General features: G+C 53.2%; 17 protein-coding genes. 1 reads left to right on the top strand and 16 read right to left on the bottom strand.

Going from position 1 to position 19,361, the window contains the following annotated elements; genetic code table 11:
* Window positions 1-15: 15 nt before the first annotated feature.
* The 7 genes from HYS22_01785 to efp form a co-directional block, all read right to left on the bottom strand.
* The gene (locus HYS22_01785; GenBank protein ID MBI1908884.1) at window positions 16-1,287 is read right to left on the bottom strand and encodes a TRAP transporter large permease subunit; all 1,272 of its coding nucleotides are present in this window, start codon (window positions 1,285-1,287) and stop codon (window positions 16-18) included.
* Window positions 1,284-1,796 (bottom strand): TRAP transporter small permease, encoded by a 513-nt coding sequence (locus HYS22_01780; protein ID MBI1908883.1) that lies wholly within the window; start codon window positions 1,794-1,796, stop codon window positions 1,284-1,286. Before HYS22_01780 ends, HYS22_01785 begins: the two co-directional genes overlap by 4 nt.
* Before the next feature lie 7 nt (window positions 1,797-1,803).
* Window positions 1,804-2,808, bottom strand: a complete 1,005-nt coding sequence (gene dctP / locus HYS22_01775) for a TRAP transporter substrate-binding protein DctP (protein ID MBI1908882.1) — start codon at window positions 2,806-2,808, stop codon at window positions 1,804-1,806.
* Window positions 2,809-2,820: 12 nt separating this feature from the next.
* Window positions 2,821-3,732, bottom strand: coding sequence for a hypothetical protein (locus HYS22_01770; protein MBI1908881.1), 912 nt, complete (start codon window positions 3,730-3,732; stop codon window positions 2,821-2,823).
* 54 nt (window positions 3,733-3,786) lie between these two features.
* Window positions 3,787-4,425: a J domain-containing protein gene (locus HYS22_01765; protein ID MBI1908880.1), complete on the bottom strand. Its 639-nt coding sequence runs from the start codon at window positions 4,423-4,425 to the stop codon at window positions 3,787-3,789.
* A 75-nt stretch (window positions 4,426-4,500) separates the two neighbouring features.
* Complete coding sequence (locus tag HYS22_01760; protein MBI1908879.1) at window positions 4,501-5,277, bottom strand: hypothetical protein; 777 nt, start codon at window positions 5,275-5,277, stop codon at window positions 4,501-4,503.
* 43 nt (window positions 5,278-5,320) lie between these two features.
* Complete coding sequence (gene efp / locus HYS22_01755) at window positions 5,321-5,878, bottom strand: elongation factor P (GenBank protein ID MBI1908878.1); 558 nt, start codon at window positions 5,876-5,878, stop codon at window positions 5,321-5,323.
* A gap of 107 nt (window positions 5,879-5,985) precedes the next feature.
* Between efp and HYS22_01750 the strand changes: the two genes are divergently transcribed.
* Window positions 5,986-8,268, top strand: a complete 2,283-nt coding sequence (locus HYS22_01750; GenBank protein MBI1908877.1) for an AsmA family protein — start codon at window positions 5,986-5,988, stop codon at window positions 8,266-8,268.
* A 10-nt stretch (window positions 8,269-8,278) separates the two neighbouring features.
* Here the strand turns inward: HYS22_01750 and HYS22_01745 are convergent, their stop codons facing one another.
* From HYS22_01745 to HYS22_01705, 9 genes are all read right to left on the bottom strand, one after another.
* Entirely contained in the window at window positions 8,279-8,698 is a 420-nt protein-coding gene (locus HYS22_01745) for a hypothetical protein (protein MBI1908876.1), read from the bottom strand.
* A gap of 27 nt (window positions 8,699-8,725) precedes the next feature.
* Window positions 8,726-9,697, bottom strand: a complete 972-nt coding sequence (locus HYS22_01740) for an LOG family protein (GenBank protein ID MBI1908875.1) — start codon at window positions 9,695-9,697, stop codon at window positions 8,726-8,728.
* A gap of 49 nt (window positions 9,698-9,746) precedes the next feature.
* The gene (locus HYS22_01735; protein ID MBI1908874.1) at window positions 9,747-10,028 is read right to left on the bottom strand and encodes a helix-turn-helix domain-containing protein; all 282 of its coding nucleotides are present in this window, start codon (window positions 10,026-10,028) and stop codon (window positions 9,747-9,749) included.
* Window position 10,029: 1 nt separating this feature from the next.
* Complete coding sequence (locus HYS22_01730; protein ID MBI1908873.1) at window positions 10,030-10,362, bottom strand: type II toxin-antitoxin system RelE/ParE family toxin; 333 nt, start codon at window positions 10,360-10,362, stop codon at window positions 10,030-10,032.
* Between the two features lie 96 nt (window positions 10,363-10,458).
* Window positions 10,459-11,367 carry a methyltransferase domain-containing protein gene (locus tag HYS22_01725; GenBank protein ID MBI1908872.1) on the bottom strand — a complete coding sequence of 303 codons (909 nt, stop codon included), beginning with the start codon at window positions 11,365-11,367 and terminating at the stop codon, window positions 10,459-10,461.
* 44 nt (window positions 11,368-11,411) lie between these two features.
* Window positions 11,412-12,722, bottom strand: a complete 1,311-nt coding sequence (locus HYS22_01720) for an outer membrane beta-barrel protein (protein MBI1908871.1) — start codon at window positions 12,720-12,722, stop codon at window positions 11,412-11,414.
* The gene (locus HYS22_01715) at window positions 12,667-12,969 is read right to left on the bottom strand and encodes a hypothetical protein (protein MBI1908870.1); all 303 of its coding nucleotides are present in this window, start codon (window positions 12,967-12,969) and stop codon (window positions 12,667-12,669) included. Before HYS22_01715 ends, HYS22_01720 begins: the two co-directional genes overlap by 56 nt.
* A gap of 67 nt (window positions 12,970-13,036) precedes the next feature.
* Complete coding sequence (locus tag HYS22_01710; protein MBI1908869.1) at window positions 13,037-13,666, bottom strand: hypothetical protein; 630 nt, start codon at window positions 13,664-13,666, stop codon at window positions 13,037-13,039.
* Window positions 13,629-19,205: a hypothetical protein gene (locus HYS22_01705; protein ID MBI1908868.1), complete on the bottom strand. Its 5,577-nt coding sequence runs from the start codon at window positions 19,203-19,205 to the stop codon at window positions 13,629-13,631. Before HYS22_01705 ends, HYS22_01710 begins: the two co-directional genes overlap by 38 nt.
* Window positions 19,206-19,361: the final 156 nt, after the last annotated feature.

Below are 19,361 nucleotides of genomic sequence, written 5' to 3'. Positions count from 1 at the left end.
CCTGTTGCTGGCCGATTATTTAAAATGATTCACAAGGAAAAGCGAAAGGCTCGGTACATAAGTAATGATCATCAGGGAGGTCAAAAGAATGATCATGAACGGCCATGAAAATCGGGCGATCTGCAAGACCGGTCGTTTAAACCGGTAGCTCGAAATAAACAGATTTAAACCGACCGGCGGGGTCAGGTAGCCGATCTCCAGATTGGTCAAGAAAATAATCCCCAGGTGAACGGGATGAATTCCAAATGACTTGGCGATCGGTGTGATCAGCGGGACAACAACAATGATCGCGGAGAAAACATCCATCAAGCAACCGACCACGAGGAGCAGAAGATTGAGGATCAGGAGAAACATCAGCGGACTGGTGATATATTGGCGAACCGCCTCTAAAAGAATCATCGGCACGCGGGCATCGATCAGGAAACTGGTAAATCCGAGAGAGACACCCAAAATGATCAATATGCCGCCGACAAGGACCATGCTGTCCTTCACAACCCGCGGGATATCGGTAAAAAATTTCAGGTCGCGATAGATAAAGACCTCAACGACAAAGATATAAAAGGCCGAGACCGCCGCCGCCTCACCGGCAGTAAAGTAACCGCCGTAGATCCCGATCAGCACGATAAACGGCAGGGGGATCTCCCAAAAGCCGGCCTTGAACGCCTTTCCTATCGCCTTCCAGCTAAATCGATTGCGGCTCTTTTCGCTCCTGAACCCGACACGAACGCTATAAACCCCCAAGAACAGGATCAGCAGAAAACCGGGGAGAAGGCCGGCCATAAAAAGTTTGTCGACATCCACTTCACCAATCAGACCATAAAGGATCAATGGCAGACTTGGGGGGAACAACAGGCCGAGGCTTCCGCAGGTGGTAACCAGCCCCAGAGAGAAATTTTCGGGATACCCTTTTTTAAGAAGGATCGGAAAGAGAAGCCCTCCAAGCGCGATGATCGTCACCCCGGAAGCACCGGTAAAGGCGGTAAAAAAGGCACAGGCCAGAAGGCAGACAATCGCCAACCCGCCGGGCATCCAGCCAAAGAGGGCCTGACTCAAGTTGACCATCCGTTCCGGCGTCTTCGATTCCGCCATCATGTAGCCGGCAAAGGTGAAAAGGGGGATCGCCACCAGGGTGGGAGCGGAGGCCATCCGGTAGAGTTCAATGATCACAGCCGAAGGATGGATACCGTTTGCCGTGAAACCAAGAAGGGCAATCGCCCCGAAGATCGTAAACAGGGGGGCCCCAAAAACGGCAAAAAGGGCAATGAGGAGACCGAGGAGGAGAGTCATGTCGAAAATGTGACCGGTGGCGTCTCAACAGGTTTTTTCTCAAAAAGATCCAAAAGCAGATTGATGAAAAACCGGAGGCCCGCCATCAAAAAAACAAGGGGGATAATCAACTGCATGACCCAGGCCGGCACCTTCAGGAAGAGTCTGCCGCCGTTCTCCATCTCCCCCCGGAGAAAGTCAAAGGCCGCCAGAAAGAGAAGCGTGCAAACCACTCCGGCAAAAAGATCGAGGAGGATGAAAAAAGGCCGATGGAGACGCAACGGAACGTAACGACTCAGGAGGTCGACACGGATATGGTTTCTCTCCTTCGTCGCCAGAGAGGCCCCCAAAAAGCCGACCCAGAGGACAAGATGACGGACAAAGACATCCGACCAGAGAAGACCGGTATTGAAAAAATTCCTCAGGATCACCTGCAGAAAGGCAAAGACAATCATGGTGAGGAGGGCCACGGAAAGAACGACCTGCTCGACCCGTGCCAGGCCGTTATTGATCTTTATTAAAAATTCCAAGGCCTCTTTAAACCCCCTTGCCGGCAACCACTATCTTCTTCAATTCTTCCAACTGTTCCTGGGAATAAAGTTTGCCGACAAGCTCCTGCCACATCTTCTTGAAAAGGGCCTCCATTTCCGTCTTGTCCTTTTCAGCAACTGTCACAACCTGAATTCCTGCCGCCTTGAGGGCCGCCAGGGCCTTGTCATTATCGGAACGGGTCCGCTCCACCAGTTTGAGACAATATTTCTGGCTGGTTTCGGTGAGAATTTTCTTTAGATCGGGGGGAAGGGAATCGTAGAATTTTTTGTCGATGATGAACCCCCCCATCGCATAGTTGAACCGGAAATCCATGACATACTTGACCCGGGTGTGCCACTGCAACGCGGTCACGCCGAGCGGCGGGCCATAAACCGCATCAATCATGTTGGTTTGCAGTGAGGTCAGGACATCCGGCACAGGGAGAGGGATCGGGGCCACCTGCAACGCCTTGAAGGCACTCTGGGCCAGCGGATCCCCTTCCCACATCCAGAACTTGGCCCCCTTCATGTCAGCCATCGACCGGATCGGCTTGTTGGCAAAGATGTTAATCGGCCCCACATCGGCATACCCCAAAAAGACGAACCCTTTTTTCTGGAACTCTTCCTTGAACTGGGGGAGGAATTTTTCCTTGGCCTGGTCCAATGCTGTCGTATCAGTAAAGGCGGCCGGCAGTTCGAGAAGACGGATTGCCGGGACAATCGTTCCCAAACCAAGCCCGGTAAAACCGCCGGCCTGGATCTGGTTGATCCGGAGTTTGCGGATCATATCCGGCTCGTCCCCCATCACCCCGCCCCAGTAGAACTTGAATTTGAGCCTCCCCCCGGAGGCGGCCTGAACCTCCTTGTCCATCTCCGTCATGACATTGGCCCAGGCGGAACCCTCCGGCGCCAGATTGGCAAACTTGATTTCAACCGGTCCTGCCGCCTGGGTTATGCTTGGCTGAGGCCACCCACCGACCAGAACGGCCAGCACGAAGAAAAACTTTTTCATGTTTTTTACCCCCTAAAAGTAGCTATCAATCCTGTCCAAAAGGATTCTCGCCCTTTCCTTGGCTAGCTCATTGGCCAACTTCTGTTCCGGAAGGACGCTGGACTCGGTCTCCAGCACCTTCTGCAAGAGCTGGTAAAAAAGCGCCTTGTCCTGAACCTGCACCGCATAAAACTGGGCCTCGAGAACAGGCCCCATCAGGAATCTCTCTTGGGTCAGCCGGATCGCATCGTCAAAATGCTCCTTCGCTTTTTGCGGCGAACCCCCCAGCATCGGCGGCCGGCTCGCAAAATAGACACCGTAAAAAATGTGCGGACTGGCATAGAAGAAGGTCTCCTGCAATTGAAGGACCCTGGCCATCATCGCCTGAACACGGGCGAGGTCGGTGATCGCCTCCGGATCATCCTTGGAGAGATTGATCAGATTCCCCCAGCAAAAGGCGGTCCAGAAAAGAAGGTCCAGATCTCCCCGTCCATACCCCTTCAGCATTTCTTCAAAGGTCGGGATATCCTTGTTCAAGGTGTTCTTGAACCGGTTACTCTTCTTCAGGATATCCAACCCATAATCCCGTCCCCGCTGGTAAAACAGTTTGGCCCGTTTGACGTAAGTGCCGTACTTGGCATGATCCTTATCCTTATAGAGGAGGATCTTGTTTTCATAAAAACCAAAGGCATAATTCCCATAATTCCGGGCGAGCAGGACGGCGTAATTTTCATTACTCGGATTGTCCCTGGCAAAAATCTCCAGGGTCTTGAGCATTGCCAAACCGGCTATCTCCGCCACCTCAATATCTTCCTCCTCCTCAAAAACGGGGGCCCCGTTCTTCATGATGTTGGAGGTGATGTCAGAAGCCGCCTTGGAAAGACTACAGCCGTTTTGACTGAAGATAAAAACGAGAAGGCCGAAAAGAATGAGGGAGCGTTGCACTGGCCCTGATCGGTATCATCCGGTGGAAAACAAAGTCAAGAATTTTAACACCTCTTACTTAACGCGAATCGTCAGATAAAGGTCTCCTTGGCCTTCTCCTTGTCCACGGAGACGGAGTTTGGCGCCATTCTTGATCCCGGAGGGAATTTTTACCCTTAACTGTTCACCCTGACCGTTGGGGTGAAACAATAAAACATGGACGGGGGTCCCTGCCCTCGCCTCATCCGCCGAAATCTCCAGCGACGAATGAAGGTCGTGCGGGGCCGCCCCCTTTCTCGCCCGACCAGCCCCACCGGCGGGGCCGGTCCTACCGGTGGGACCGGTCCCACCGGTAGGCATCCCAAAGAGCCCCTCAAAGATATCTCCAAGATCAACCCCTCCCATCCCTTCCTCAAAACGGAACTCCCTGCCAGCCCCCCCACTCGTCCAAGCCCATCTCCTCGGCCCCTGACCCGGCCGGTCCCATTCAAAGCCCCCTGGGTGAATCACCCCCAGATCATACTTTTTCTTTTTTTCAGGGTCCCCCAGGATGTCGTAGGCCTGAGAGATCTCCTTGAATTTTTCCTCCGCCCCTTTGTCCCCCTTGTTCACATCTGGATGATACTTTCTGGCAAGACGCCGGTAGGCGCTTTTAATCTCACCCGCAGGAGCGTTGCGAGAAACACCCAGAACTTCGTAATAATCACGAGCCATGATGGTTTACCCTATAGGGGGAAACGGAACGACGCAAGGGTGATTCACCCAAAGGTGTTTCACCCAACGGATCTCTTAATCTTTGTGATAGCTGATGGTACAAGGGCCACAATTGTAGCTAAGGACGATCCGGCTTCCGGATTGGGTAAAGGTATTGGTACACCCTCCCATCGTTCCACCAATCGCCTCCGTTTCTGAATAATAACAGGTGTCGGTAGTATGCAGGGGGGCGTTGTAATTGGAGGCGTTACAATTAGAGTTATCCGTAACCGTGGTCCCTGAAACCGTAATCGTCCTCGGATCTCCCGGGCCTCCGGCACCCGCACAACAACCGTCGGAATCCAGGGCGTAACTCCCACTCAAACTGGAAGCGGTGCAAAAAGAAAGGGTTGTGCTCCCCCCGCTACTGTCCCCTCCCGGCAGTGAAGAAGGGGCGGAACAACTGCCGGAAGAACAATTTCCCGAATTACATTCTTTCGAAGCGGTGCAACCGGCGCCATTGGCCAACAAGGCAGAACATTTGCTCCCCGTGGAACAATATTCCCCGACAAGACACTGACTGTCTGAAGAACAACCACTTTCTGAAGCGGTACAGAAAGCATTGGTGCAGTGTCCGGAACGGCACTCGGTCGAGGCGGTGCAGGAACCTCCCGACGATACCAGACCAACACAACTCCCGGAAGAACAGTAATTCCCCGAAGAGCAATCGCCATCCTTGGAACAGCCCGACGCGGCGGGAGTCCCTCCATCGTCGGTACCGGCACTGCATCCCAACGTGTCGAAAAACCGGAGCGTCAGAAGGAGACTGATCGCGGCCAGAAATAAAAGAGACCGGCAAACGAAACCATGCACAATTCTTATTGTACCAAAAAGAGGGGCCTTTAAGGAAGGCTTTTTAGACCCGCCCAATGTACTCCAGGCTGGAGGTGTCGACCTTAATCTTGTCCCCCCTATTAATAAAAGGAGGGACCTTGATGGTCAGGCCATTGTCCATCAGTGCCGGTTTGTAGGAGGCGGCGGCGGTCCCCCCCTTCATGGGAGGGTCGGTTTCCACAACCTCAAGAACAAACTCCGGGGGGAGATCGAGGCCAACCGGTTTATCGTCCCACAACTGGACTAGAATTTTAGAATTCGATTTTAAAAAATAGGTCCCATCCCCAAGGGTATCCTTGGAAAGCTGGGTCTGTTCATAGGTGGTCGTATCCATGAAATAATAATGTTCCCCATCATTGTAGAGGTATTCCATCTCTTTTTCCTCAAGCACGGCATTTTCAATGCTGTCTTCTGAGCGGAACCGGTTTTCAATCTTCAGACCACTCTTTAAGCTCCGTAATTCAGCCTGAATTTTTCCTCTTTTATTCCCCTGAGTGATATGGATGATCTTCAGGACCCGACAGAGGTCCCCCTCATAAACGATAATCATCCCCGGTCTTATCTTGGTGGCTTGAATCATTTTGAGGGCATTCCGTACAAGTACCCTGCAAAAAAAGCAAGGGTGATTCACTTGGGCCCCTTAAAAACAGTTGCCTCTCTCATCAAAATTAAATAAGGTGCCTCCCCATGAAACTAATCCTCAAAATTGTGGCCGGTCTTGTTCTGGTTTTTGCCCTCCTCATCGCCGGGATCCTGGTTTTTGTAAAACCGGACCAGGTCAAAGAAGCGGTTCTCAAAAAAGTAAACGGAGAAATCAATGGAACACTCACTATTGACAAGGCCTCCATCCGGGTCTTCCCCTTTATTGGTCTCCATCTGGAAGGATTGACTGTCAATAACAGTGACGATTCTCCCTACAAAGGAGTCACCCTCGCCAAGATCAAGGGTTTTGATTTCAAGGTCGATTTCAAGAGTCTTTTGTACCTCAAGGTAATTGCCAACCTCTCCCTGGATCAACCGGAGATCCTGGTGGTGAAAAAAGATTCCGGGACCAACATCGAAAGTCTGCTACAGAAAAAGGGGGGGCCTGCCTCGCCGACTCCAGGCGGGCCTGTCCCGCCCCCTCCTCCCCCGGTCAGTTTTTTCATCAGAGACAACCTGTTTGGGGTGTCGGAGGGGAATGCCGCCGAACCTTCTCCTCCCGCCACCGCCAGTTCACGATTTATGCCCAAGCAGATCTGGGTGGATGACCTGACGATTCACGATGGGAATTTCACTTACAAAGATGAGACGACCCCTGGTGATCCCCTCTCTGTCAAAAAGTTAAACCTCAAGATCAGTTCCATCAAGCTGGAGGATCCGAAAAATCCGATCGGTCTGTCGCTCGAATTTGACCTCTCCAAGGGGATGGAGGCACATTTCAAGCTGACTGGCGAGGCGTTTGTCGACCTGAAGCAGAATAATGCCTCCTTCAAAGAAGGGAAATTGGCGATCAATGACGGCAACCCGTTTTTGATCAACCTCTCTGTCATCGATTTCAAAGAAAAAAAACAGTTCGAGGCCTCGCTGGAAAACCTGGCCCTCTTCTGGAACAGCCTCTCCCCCTTTTCGGCGGCGATGGGTTCTACCCTCTCCGGCAGTGGGGCCTTGAAGCTCCATGCCGCCGGCACCCCTCAGGCGGTCCAGTTTGATGCCAGTTTAAGCCTCAAGGATTCCGTCATCCATTCGGGAAACAGTTTTGAAAAAGCGGCCGGCCAGAATCTGTCGGTTTCGATCGCCGGGAACAGTGATGCCAAAAAGGTCGTCGTCTCCAAATTGACTCTTAACCTCCTGGAGGCGGCCATTAACGGTTCCGGGGAAGCAAGCCTTGGCCCCGATAAAACGGTCGCGTTAACCCTGGAATCGACCCCTCTTCCGCTGGATCAGCTCAAAACCCTTCTGCCGGCCTACAAAACGGTAACCCTTGCCGGAGACCCCAAGCTAAAATTCAAACTCTCCGGCCCCTTGAGCAACACCAAGGAAGTTTCCGCCTCCGGAAGTCTCAACGCCTCCAGGATCGTCTATGAAAAATATACCCTGACGAACCTCGCCTCTGCCTTTGAATACAAAAACTCCATCGCCAACCTGAACAACTTGAGTTGTGATCTTCTCGGTGGAAAGTTTGCGGGAAGCGGCTGGGTCGATCTTTCGGCGGCCAAACCACTCTTCGGCATGAACACCAAGCTCCAGGGAATTGATGTCGCCACCGCCATGAAGACTTTTTCTGATCTCCCGGAAGCGGTCTCCGGCAAGGGTAACTTTGACCTGAATGTGCATGGTCACGGCACCGAGGCGGAAGAGATCAAGAAAAGCCTCTCGGGACAAGGGTCACTGGGCATCACGGACGGAAAATTCTACGCCGCCAATATGGCGGGCGGCCTTTTTTCGAAGGAGCTGTTGGCGGTCACACAGGTCGGCTTGCTCGGGGCCGGGCTTTCAGCCCCTTCCTTTACCAAAGGGGAAGGAACCCCCTTCAAGAATCTTTCCGGCAGTTTCAAGATTGAAAACGGGCAGGTGGAAACGCCCAACATGAAGATGGTGACCGATGACTTCGCAACAGACCTCAAGGGGACTTTTTCGCTCGACTTTGATCTCAACATGAAAGGGAACGCCCAGTTCAGTCGTGACAAGACCAACGCCTGGATCACCAACGACAAGATCCGCACCTATCTGGTGGACAAGGAGGGACGCTTCAACCTCCCCTTTACGATAACGGGGACCGTCAACAAACCGGTCATCGCCCCGGATGTCGGTTTTGCCAAGGATCTTTTCGCCAAGGCGGCCACAGGATTGGTCAAGGAGCAGGCCAAAGAACAGGCAAAAAGCCTGATCCCTTCCCTTGGAAAGTCCTCAGGAGGAGGAGCCCCGGTGGCCCTCCCCAAGGCGGTCCCTGCGAAACCGCAAGAGATGTTCAAAAAACTCTTTCGCTAATCATTCCCGATTATTGGGCTGGTTTTGATTCGGGAGCCTTAGGGGTCGCTTTTTCCTTGGCAATCGCCTTCACCACCGGTGAATCATCGCGAAGCTTTTGATAATAGAGCACCTGCTTCTTGTTCAGGTTCATCTCGTCCCGCGGTCCTTGAAAATCGGTGACCTGAGCCACCAACTTGATATTAGGCGGCACCACCTCTTTTTTGTTGGGATCCTGCTCCGGCCTGGTCACCTGGATATAATGAACATCCTGGAGATAAAGATACTGCCCATCTTCACGAATAATATGCCCAAAGAAAAGATTATTGTTCGTGAGGGCCACACTATAATAAGAGGAGGCGTCAAATCGTCTCTCCACACAACCCGATAAAAAACAAGCAACGACAACAGCCGCCACAACACCCAACGCCTGCTTCCATGGTTTGAACATAACAACGCCTCCTTTATTATCCGACCATTAGACAGAGTTCAGAAGATCGATGATCCCTCTTAAATGACTGTAAGAAGAAGGGCAATATCTTTCCAGCGTCAGCCTGTTTTTTCCCCAAGGGTGATTCCCCCAAACAAGATGACCCAGTTTTGAACCGATCTCAGATGCTTTTTTCTCGACCCGTTGTCTCAAGCGAAAGGGAATCTTGCCTTTGAGTTCAATCACGACCGTCTGTTCCTTTTCATAGTGAATCTGGTCCACATTGTTGTAAAACCTCTTCAGAACCGTAACCGCCTCCCGTGGCGTTTTGGCAAAATGGATCAGACCGACATCCTGCGGGTCGATATATTTCCGGCGGCGCGTGTATTCAAGATCGTTTTTGATATGTTCCGGATTTTCTGAAAGATAAATGATCGGCATGAGCGGCGCCTTGCCCGTTTGAACAAGGGTCAGCATCTCGTAGAGCTCGTCCCGCGTCCCCCACCCTCCCTCGCAGGCGATGAAACCGCTGGACAAGGAGGCAAAAAAGAATTTGCGGACCATAAAATAATGGAACGTCGCCCCCAGACCGATGTAGGGATTGTTTTGGGCCTCAAAAGGAAGCGTGATCTTCAAACCGGCGGAGCGTTTCTTCAGGAGCCGCTGGTAGGGGGCGGTCTCCCGAACCTGCTCCAGACTGATCCCTTTTCTTCCCTTAAGGAGATGGTGGGCGATCGCATCGGCCACCCCCTGATTGGCCGCCTCCATGATCCCCTGACTGGCGCCGGTCACGACCGCAAAACCGGCGTTGTAAAGGAGCCCCCCCAACTGGTGGGCCAGACGAAAATTGGAATCGATCTTTTTTGTCCGGGCCGAGCCGAAGACGGAAACAATCTTGATCTTCTCCCTTTGAATCGGCTCAAAGACCTCAGTCGCATGAAAGTATTCGAGCAGAATCCTCAAACCCCGAACGCTGGTCGTCTGGCTTCCTTCAATATACTCCTTGAGGTGTTCGCGCATTAGAGAGGTTTAGTGTAACAAATTTTGTCCGTTGAAACAAAATAAAAAACTACGCGGCCTTCTTGGGAATGATCCTGAAACCATACCCAAGTATCGACAAAGTATTCAGGAGGACATCAAAACTAACCCTGACCGTCCCAACACCTGATTCAATCTGGGCAACACGGCCCTGTGTCACTCCAATTTTCTTTGCAAGATCATACTGCGAAAGTTTTTTAGCCTTCCTCAATTTGACGATCAGGCGAATGAGGTCTTGTTTGGCACGCACTTCCCCAACGCTAATGCCAAGGGAATCAGCAATCTCTTCAACAGACACCTCTTTCCAGGCCATGTTACACCTCCTTGATTCTTTTTAAGACCAGTTCAATATCTCTTTTCGGAATTTCCCGAGTTTTTTTACGCATCGCATGAAGCATATAAATCGCCTCTCCCTTCTTGATAAAATAAAAAATCCTTATCTGACCATTCCTGTCTTTCATACGAAGCTCATAGATCCCAGGATAGATTCCCGAAAGATGACGAGCCAAAGGCATCGAAAGCGTCTGGCCCGAAACTAAAAGAGCTGTCGCATCCACAAAATTAGACCGAATCTCCTCCGATTGTTCCCGTAAAAACTCTTCAACAGGACTTCGGCCAGAACTGAGCAAGAAAAACTTAACCTTCACAAGATCAGTATAAGTTTTAACTAATAATTAGTCAAGACTAACAACAGACTATAACAATTAAAATGAACAAGGGAGGGATAAAGGGAAAAAGGGTTCCTATTTCTGAACCGAAAGGACGACAAACGAACCATGTTTGGCCAGAATTTCAGGGATCTGCCGGAGGTGTTGCTGGGTCTTTTGAGCAATCTTTTTGCCGTAACGACGGTTTACAATTTCTGTGTTCTGTTGATAGACCGCCAGCGAATGTTCCCAGGTCTTCATCGTCTGCGGGAGGATATCCATCTTCTGACGAATGGTGAAACCCTGTTTTTCAAAAAGGGCTGGCCAGTCGGTCACCAGCTCTTCCCCCTTGTGATAAAGGACCATCCTCATCGCCTTTTCCTCTTCACGGCTGGGGAGGCCGGTAAAGACAAGGTCCGAGAACCCAAGCCAACCGCCCGGTTTCAGGACCCGGTGCATCTCAGCGATGAGTTGCGTCTTCTGTTCGGGCGTCACACAGATATCACCGGCCACCTCCAGACAGAGAATGGCGTCAAAGGAATCCTGGTCAAAGGGAAGGTCAAGGGCATTCCCCTCCCGAAGCGAAATCCGGTCGGTCAAACCATTTTTGGCGACAAGCTCTCTCCCCTGCCTCACCTGTTCGCGGCTGATATTGATCCCTGTCAGGGAACAGCTGTGCCGCTTGGCAACCCGCACAGCCGGACTGCCAATGCCGCAACCGATATCCAGGACGTTCCGCGCCTCATCAAGGCGGGCCATCTGGCAGACAAGGTCAGTATGGGCGTTCAACGCCTCTTCAAAGGTTTCACTTCCGGTCGGGAAATAACCGAAGTGAAAATTGTCTCCGTAGAACATCCGGGCGTCATCCGTGATCAGGTCAAAGTAGGCGCCGACACTTTTGTTTGTCCTCCTCCCCAAGAAAAGGAGCGGAAGATTCATGCTGATCGCGGCAGAAATTTTTCGCAGACACCCCTTCAGACCGGACTGACGATAAGTATCGGCCAAAAAACCTCCTGTTTCACAAAAGACTTTATTGTCGTTATTCATGATCAAAAAGAATAGGCGGTTTCAACGGCGATCCCGTGGGTAAAGGTGGGGTCTGTCAAAGGGTCGCTCCCCTTCGGGTCCTGATAATCGATCCGGTATTCCAAAACAACCTTCGCCATGTCGTTAAAGAGATAAGAGACCCCAAGGGAACCGTCAATAATGTACTGGGCCGCCCCACTCCTCCCGCCATGGTTATAGTCACGCAGGTAACCAGCGCGGAGGTAGGTATTCCACTGTTCCCAGGGGATGGCTCGAACCTGCAAGTCTCCCCCCAGATACCTGCAATTGGGTCTCCCATCACCACAATTATTCCCATTTTCCTGCCGGTAGGCCCCTTCCGCCGATAGCTCCAGCCTTTCAAAGGGTCTGATTTTCAGAGACAGATCCCCCATAAACGTGAGCGGCCTTACCTTCGTTGATTCCGGTCCCCCGGCAAATGAAAGTTTGACCCAGTTTTTGGCCTCTTCTCCCCAACTGAACCGGACGTTCGTCCCCCCCGAGGGGGCATCCGAAGTCACGTTGATGCCATTGTCCGCGAGGTCATTGACGGCATAAAGATCCCAAAGCCATGCCCCTGTTGTCACTGTCATCCGGACCCCGGTAACGTTCAGAGGAACCAGAAATCGGTGGACGGAAGAGAAAGAAACACCGGCAAGCTCGTTTCGATCAATCGGTTCCAGACCGAAACCCGAGTTGAAACGACCGACATCAAGGGTCAGCCAGTCTGCGGGGTGGATACCGGTAGTCGCCTGTTCGAGCTGAACGACGTCCTGAACATCGGTATTTTTGTTATCCCGGTTATAATCTCTGTAAGGGGAGATATCGAGGTCGGCCCGGAGGCTTAAGAGTTCTGAGAATCTTTTATCAATAGCCAACTCGAGTTGATCCACAAACAGACCAACAGTACTTCCGTTGGTCCCATAATTAATATTGGCCAGACCGTCTCCAAAGATCCCTCGTGGCCCTGTGCCGGAATCCAAGGCTTGACTGTCCGACCTTTGCCAACCGGTCAATGTGGTGATATTCCCGCTCAACCGAAGGCTATTTTGCCTGGCTTCTCTCTCCTCTTCAAAGTCTTTCTGAAGCTCATCCAGACGGGATTCCGTCTGTTCCAACCGCTTCGTCAAGGCCTCATTCTGCTCTGACCCTTTTTTCAGATCAGACTGGGCCTGTTCCAGTTTTTCAGCAAGCTCCTTGATCTGACTTGATTTTTGAGGCCCTGCGACGGCAACACTCGACCAAGAGAGGAAGACAAAACTACTGAGGAGGCTTGATAGGAGTCGACTTGTAGCTAACCGATCTGTTTTCGCCATTAACATCGCCAATCTGCCCCAAGGCCTTGTAACTGAGCGACCCCATCGTGGAACGCCCCCCTTGAAGGGCCGAATCCTGCACGGTATAACTGCCACTCTTCGGACGGGGGTTACCTCCCCCTAAAGGGCCAAAGCCGTCACCCAAGCCGTTATCCTGATCGTCCCATTCGCTCCCGCTACTGCAACCGGCCATCAAGGCCGAGAAAGAGAGCACCAAGACCACCAGTTTTTTTGCACTATATTTCATATTCTACCCTTTGGCAATTGTTTCGTTCACCCGATATTTTCTCACAATCTCCTATTTTCACTCCTCCTTAATCAACAATCCAGATCCGTCTCGATGATGTGGCCGGGGTATAACTGATGGTCACGGAGACCTGACTGCAATTCAGGGAGCCAGATCCGGAAGAGCTGCTCTTGACCCCTATTTCCAGGTTGTCCAGATCGGTGACCGTCCAGGCCCCGTCGGTCGAGTTACTGCAGGAGCTGACAGGGCATAAGCTCCAGCTCTTGCTATAGTTGGCGTAAGAGGCTGTCTGGGTCTCAAACCCCCCCGTTGCCGATGTATTGGAACGCTCTATCTGGGCCGCCACTGTTTTTGACCCCGCTGAAGCCCTCTTGCATCGAAAATTGACCTGGACGCTGTCGACAGTGGCATCCGAAGGGACCGTATGACTAAAGGTATAAATTTCCACCGAGCTTGTCGATGAGGTAGTAATTGAATCGTTATCGTCAGCCCCGCTAACGGTTTCGTCGACGGTAGAATAAGCACCGCTCCAGTTATTGGGACTCCCATCGGCCGAAGGGACATCTTCTTCCGTATCGGCATAAGCGGGCGACCACAGAAGAACAGCTGTCAGCAGACAAAGGAATCCGCAAGAGAGGCGAATACCCCGCCCTATCCTACTATTGTGCATCAATGGTATAAGAGATACAGATCTCATAATCGTCGGTCGTTGGGTTAGGGGTATTGGTAACGTCAAACCGGACTGTTTCACGAGCCGTAAGCGAACCTGCCGCAGTCACGCTTTGTGCCGTCGGAACCGTTCCTACCGCCGTGCAAGTAGGCGCATTATGGGTCATGGCGTTTGAGGAACCATCTTCGAGGGTGATAGTCGCCACTGTTGAACCGGTGCCCGTATAACTGCACCAGATACTGGTAATGGTAACGGCATCCGCAAATGAACCGAGCGATTTATTGTCATCAGCGGCTACCAGGTCCTCAATCACCGCGCATCGGGTGTATTCGAAAGGCAGAACTCTCTTGGCGCTTGCACCATAGTAAATGAGTTGGTCGTCCGTCGTATCGATTGCAATCTCTCCGGTCACATTAACGGTGGGGGACCCCCCATTGGGGATTTCGAAATCACTCGCTCCCCCGAAATCCTGGGCCCCCGTAGACGTAATGGCGATAGTTGAGGCCAGATCCCCTCCGGCAATTGTGGCATCCAGAATTTCGGTGCTGTCGATAGAACCGGCAGGTAAGACAATTTCTGCCGTACCGGTCCCGTCTGTCGTAAATGTCCAAGAATCAGTCGTTGAATCACCGATGGTACCGGCCACGTTTCCGGTGACAATGGCGTTGTTACCGATATTAATGGCATCCCCGATCAAGGTATCCGACAGGTCAATACCGGTGGTAATTGAACCGGTGCCCCCGCCGGAAACATCAATTTCGAGGCCCGTGGTCACTGCTTCATTACTATCGGCATTGTCAAGAACGAGGAGACGCTCAGTGGTCCCGGTGCTTCCTCCGTCGTTCTTGTTGGTAATGACCAGGACCCTTTGGGTATTTGAATCGGTACCCGCATCATTAGTCATGGTAATCGTAAGGCCGTCAAAAGCGGCGGCCGTCGAGGCGGTGTCCCAATCAAGGGTCTGGGCATATTCGGCCATCGCAACAGCGGCACCAGCATCTGGATCACCAATATCATCCCAGGCGGTTGCTCCTCCTCCAACAGCTGTACAACTCTCCACCGCACCGGAGGCGTCCACTCCCAACGGATAACTCCCCGCTGAACAGTTCGCCCCATTCGCCGCCAGGGCTGTCGCCGTCGCTACATTACTCGTCGTCAACGCCACCGTTCCCGTTACGTCCGGAAAGGTATAGGTCCGGTCGGCAGAAAGATCTCCCGCATCAATGATCCCGTAGTAAGTCGCCCCGGAACTCTCCAAAATCTTGAGTTCGGAACTCGCATTATTAAGGACGATGTCAAACGCCCCGGTCTGGTTCCAGTCCGCCGTCAGGGCACCAAGAGAAAGGGTCCCTGTAGTGGTAATTGTCCCCCCGGTGAGTCCCGAACCGGTCGCCACCGAAGTCACTGTCCCACTCCCAGAAGCGACCGTGCAACTCTCCACCGCTCCACTGGCATCCACTCCTAAAGGATAACTGCCAGCATCGCAGTTCGCCCCGTTCGCCGCCAGGGCGGTCGCTGTTGCCACGTTCGACGTCGTTAAGGCCACCGTCCCCGTTGCATCCGGAAAGGTATAAGTTCTATCCGCAGAGAGATCCCCGGCATCAATGATCCCGTAGTAGGTCCCTCCGGCGCTCTCCAAAATCTTGAGCTCGGAGCTCGCATTATTAAGGGTGATGTCAAACGCCCCCGTCTGGTTCCAGTCGGCGGTCAGGGCGCCAAGAGAAAGGGTTCCTGTGGTGGTAATTGTCCCCCCGGTGAGTCCCGAACCAGTCGCCACCGACGTTACCGTCCCCGTCGTCGCCGCTGTACAAGTCTCCACCGCTCCACTGGCATCCACCCCCAAAGGATAACTCCCGGCAGAACAGTTCGCCCCGTTGGCCGCCAACGCCGTCGCCGTTGCCACGTTCGATGTCGTTAAGGCCACCGTCCCGGTCGCATCCGGAAAGGTATAGGTCCGGTCGGCAGAAAGATCACCGGCATCAATAATCCCGTAGTAAGTCGCCCCGGCACTCTCCAAAATCTTCAGCTCGGAACTGGCGTTGGCCAAAACAATGTCATACGCCCCGGTCTGGCCCCAGTCGGCGGTCAAGGCCCCCATAGTCCCTGCGGCAGAATCCGCCCAAGTTGGATTAGCCCCTGCCCCTTGTGTCTTAAGGTACTGGCCTGAGGTCCCAGCCGCAAGTCGAACCCAATCGGTTCCACTGTAATACATGACATCTCCCTGGGCATCGGAACCAAGGGCGATATCGGTCCCATCAACGCTATTGTCAGCAACCGTCGGGGAAGAACCGGTCCCGGTCAGGTCCCCACCCCATGAGGTCGAGGTGGTCAAGGCGGTTGAGGAGGCCTGATACCCGGTGCAAACACTACCGGTGGTACAAACAGTCCCTGTCTCATCCGGAAAGGTATAGGTCCGGTTGGCAGAGAGATCACCAACGTCGATCGTCCCACCCCAAGTTCCGCCAGTACTTTCGAGTATAACAATCTCCGAACTGGCGTTATTCAAAACAATGTCATACGCCCCGGTCTGGTTCCAGTTGTCGGTCAAGGCCCCCAAGGTCAGGGTCCCGGTTGAGGTGATCGTTCCTCCACTCAACCCGGAACCGGTCGCCACCGAAGTAACTGTCCCCGTCCCCGCCACTGTACAACTTTCCACCGCACCCGAGGCGTCCACTCCCAACGGATAACTCCCCGCTGAACAGTTCGCCCCGTTCGCCGCCAGGGCTGTCGCCGTCGCTACATTACTCGTCGTCAACGCCACCGTCCCGGTCGCATCCGGGAAGGTATAAGTTCTATCCGCAGAGAGATCCCCGGCATCAACGATCCCGTAGTAAGTCGCCCCGGCACTCTCCAGAATCTTGAGCTCGGAGCTCGCATTATTAAGGGTGATGTCAAACGCCCCCGTCTGGTTCCAATCCGCCGTCAGGGGCCCAACAGCAACTGCGTCTGATGTAACACTGATCCCTGAACCGGCACCAACCGCCAAAGTCCCGGATCCCGTAATGGCACCCCCGGTAAGACCATCTCCAGAATCAACCGAAGTAACCGTCCCCGCCGCTGTACAAGTCTCCACCGCTCCACTGGCATCCACCCCCAAAGGATAACTCCCCGCTGAACAGTTCGCCCCATTCGCCGCCAGGGCGGTCGCCGTCGCTACATTACTCGTCGTCAACGCCACCGTCCCGGTCGCATCCGGGAAGGTATAAGTCCGGTCCGCAGAGAGATCCCCGGCATCGATGATCCCGTAGTAGGTCCCCCCGGCACTCTCCAAAATCTTCAGCTCGGAACTGGCGTTGGCCAAAACAATGTCATACGCCCCGGTCTGGTTCCAGTCCGCCGTCAGGGCGCCAAGAGAAAGGGTCCCTGTGGTGGTAATTGTCCCCCCGGTGAGTCCCGAACCGGTCGCTACCGAGGTCACCGTCCCTGCCCCGACCGCCGTGCACCCTTCCGCGGCACCGGAGGCATCCACTCCTCGAGCATAACTGCCCGCGTCACAGTTCGCCCCGTTTGTGCTCAAGGCGGTCCCATTCCAGTAGAGATCACCGCTGACATTATAAAGTTTGTCGGTAGTGGTAGAGGGGGCTGATGCCTGCCCCAAGTGGACCCGGCCTGTCATCTGGATCTGTTCGTCAGGAGCGGTCGTTCCCAAACCGAGGTTACCAGCCCCGGTGACGACCAGTCTGGGGGCTGATGTCGTCGCGATGAGTGTCAGGGAATAGTTGTCAACGGTGGCCCCCGAGTTGTGTGTCGCGGCCGTGGTCCCCAAGGCGCCACGGGTCAAGCCGGTGAATGAGGTCGCGGCGGTACCGGTATAATTAATCGCCTCGGAATCAATGAGGAGTGTCCCGGCAGAAGCGTACCCTGACGTTGAGGTAACGCTAAGGCTCGTGTCTGTCGATCCGGCACCGGCCGACAAGGTCGTCAAACTGGTGGGGGCCAGACCGGCCCGAAGACCGCCGCTCACTTCCAGTTTTTCAACAGGACTGGCGGTGGCGATACCAACCATCCGGTTGGAGGTATTGACCGCAAGGTCACTTGTATTAATGGTCAGGTTCCCACTACCGGTAATCGCCCCTGCCGACAAGGTGTCCCCGGAGGCAATAGCGACAGTCCCACCGGCGCCATCCAGTGTGAGATCCCCGGAACCTGAGGCCACTGTTAAGGCCCCGGTACCGGCGATGGAGGCAATGTTTTGGAGGCCACCGGAATTGGTCAAGCGGGTTGTGCCCCCTGTTTGGACACTGCCGGTAAAATTGCCGGTCGCGAAGGTGGTATTCCCGGTGCTGGCAACCGACCAAGTCCCATTACCAAGGGTGTCTCCGGAGGCAATCAGGACACTTCCATTACCACCATCCAGAGTTAAATCACTCCCTGAGGCTGAAGAGACAGTCACCGCCGAAGAACCGGAATAGGTGGATCCCAACACCGTTCCGCCAACCGTAACCTGTCCATCCAGACGGATGGCAAACCGGTTGGTTTGGGTCCCAACGCTATCTTGATTAATAATCTCAAAGACGTTTTCTCCCGACGACATGTTTGCGTCATCATAGATGACCTTCAACGCGGTCCCTGTGCTGAGGCTGTTATCCGTCTGAATGAGCAGGGCGTTGCCTGTGGTCACGGAGGTCCCATCGATATAAGCCGTTGAAGAGGTGGTGTTGGAACTGGTGACATGCAACGGGTACGAGGGACTGGCGGTGCCAACGCCAACACGGTTATTGGTGGAATCCACCTTCAGGGTGCTTGTGTCAAAGACGGCATCCCCCGTCGTTGTCAGGGATCCCAAGGTGGCGGCACCGCTCGCCGTGAGTGTCCCGGTTGTGGTCGCCCCGGTGGTTGTAAAACCGGCGGCGGTGATTGTCCCGGTGCTGGTGTCACTGGTATCTTTTCTCAGGAGGTTTGAGGTGTCGGTATCTCCACGGGAGATCGTTTTACAATCAGTCTTGGTGCAGGCCTTGAAGGTGTCTGCCTGTGAATCATAATAGAGATGCCCTGCCTCGGTTCCGGAAACCCCCTGCCCCAAAAAGAGGTCTCCAAGATAAGAGGTCCCTTTTAAAACGATAAGATCTTCGTCAATGGTCAAATCGCCACCGGAGTAACCGGAACTGCCTCCGTTAAGGGCACTGACGGCAAAGGCATTATAGGTAAACCTTTGGCACGGCTCCAGTTTTTCATGGATCCTGTTACCGGTCTGGAACCAGATGCAGAGGTACAGCTCATCGGAGGTGTTAAAGATCGAAGAGGGCAGATCTCCCATATTGGGGTGGGTGCTGGCATCCCCCATAATAACGCTGAAATAACCCTCATCGACATCGACATTGATGCTGTTGGACGGTTCACCGGAGGTGTCGGTGTTTCCGTTGTGGCACCAGAGATTTTTACCGTTTGTGACCCCGGAGGCATTGGCGACGCAAAACTTAAACGAGGAAGGACCATTGATCGGAACGCCTTTGTTATCGGTGATAAACCCCTGATACCCAATGCGGAGCGGAGGTGAGGCGAATACAAACCGGCCTAGGAGCAGAATGAAGAAAACAATCAATCCCCTGTTGATAAACCTCCTCATGGATCTGTCGAAAATTGTATCATAAATTACCCCTGTACAAATATATATTTAATAAACATTACGGGTAAAAAATAACCCATAAAATTTACAAGTATAATCATAAACTTTCTTGATTTCGGTCCCCCATTATTATAGAAAGTTTTCATCGCCCCTTTT

It is taken from the genome of Deltaproteobacteria bacterium (genome assembly GCA_016177765.1).
GTDB lineage: Bacteria > UBA10199 > UBA10199 > JACPAL01 > JACOUP01 > JACOUP01.
This window is presented reverse-complemented; position numbering and strand designations above follow the sequence as displayed.

Coding starts and splice junctions, on each gene's coding strand:
- HYS22_01785 (MBI1908884.1), bottom strand. CDS start 1,287: ATGACTCTCCTCCTCGGTCTCCTCATTGCCCTTTTTGCCGTTTTTGGG.
- dctP (MBI1908882.1), bottom strand. CDS start 2,808: ATGAAAAAGTTTTTCTTCGTGCTGGCCGTTCTGGTCGGTGGGTGGCCT.
- HYS22_01765 (MBI1908880.1), bottom strand. CDS start 4,425: ATGGCTCGTGATTATTACGAAGTTCTGGGTGTTTCTCGCAACGCTCCT.
- efp (MBI1908878.1), bottom strand. CDS start 5,878: ATGATTCAAGCCACCAAGATAAGACCGGGGATGATTATCGTTTATGAG.
- HYS22_01750 (MBI1908877.1), top strand. CDS start 5,986: ATGAAACTAATCCTCAAAATTGTGGCCGGTCTTGTTCTGGTTTTTGCC.
- HYS22_01745 (MBI1908876.1), bottom strand. CDS start 8,698: ATGTTCAAACCATGGAAGCAGGCGTTGGGTGTTGTGGCGGCTGTTGTC.
- HYS22_01740 (MBI1908875.1), bottom strand. CDS start 9,697: ATGCGCGAACACCTCAAGGAGTATATTGAAGGAAGCCAGACGACCAGC.
- HYS22_01735 (MBI1908874.1), bottom strand. CDS start 10,028: ATGGCCTGGAAAGAGGTGTCTGTTGAAGAGATTGCTGATTCCCTTGGC.
- HYS22_01720 (MBI1908871.1), bottom strand. CDS start 12,722: ATGGCGAAAACAGATCGGTTAGCTACAAGTCGACTCCTATCAAGCCTC.
- HYS22_01715 (MBI1908870.1), bottom strand. CDS start 12,969: ATGAAATATAGTGCAAAAAAACTGGTGGTCTTGGTGCTCTCTTTCTCG.
- HYS22_01710 (MBI1908869.1), bottom strand. CDS start 13,666: ATGAGATCTGTATCTCTTATACCATTGATGCACAATAGTAGGATAGGG.
- HYS22_01705 (MBI1908868.1), bottom strand. CDS start 19,205: ATGAGGAGGTTTATCAACAGGGGATTGATTGTTTTCTTCATTCTGCTC.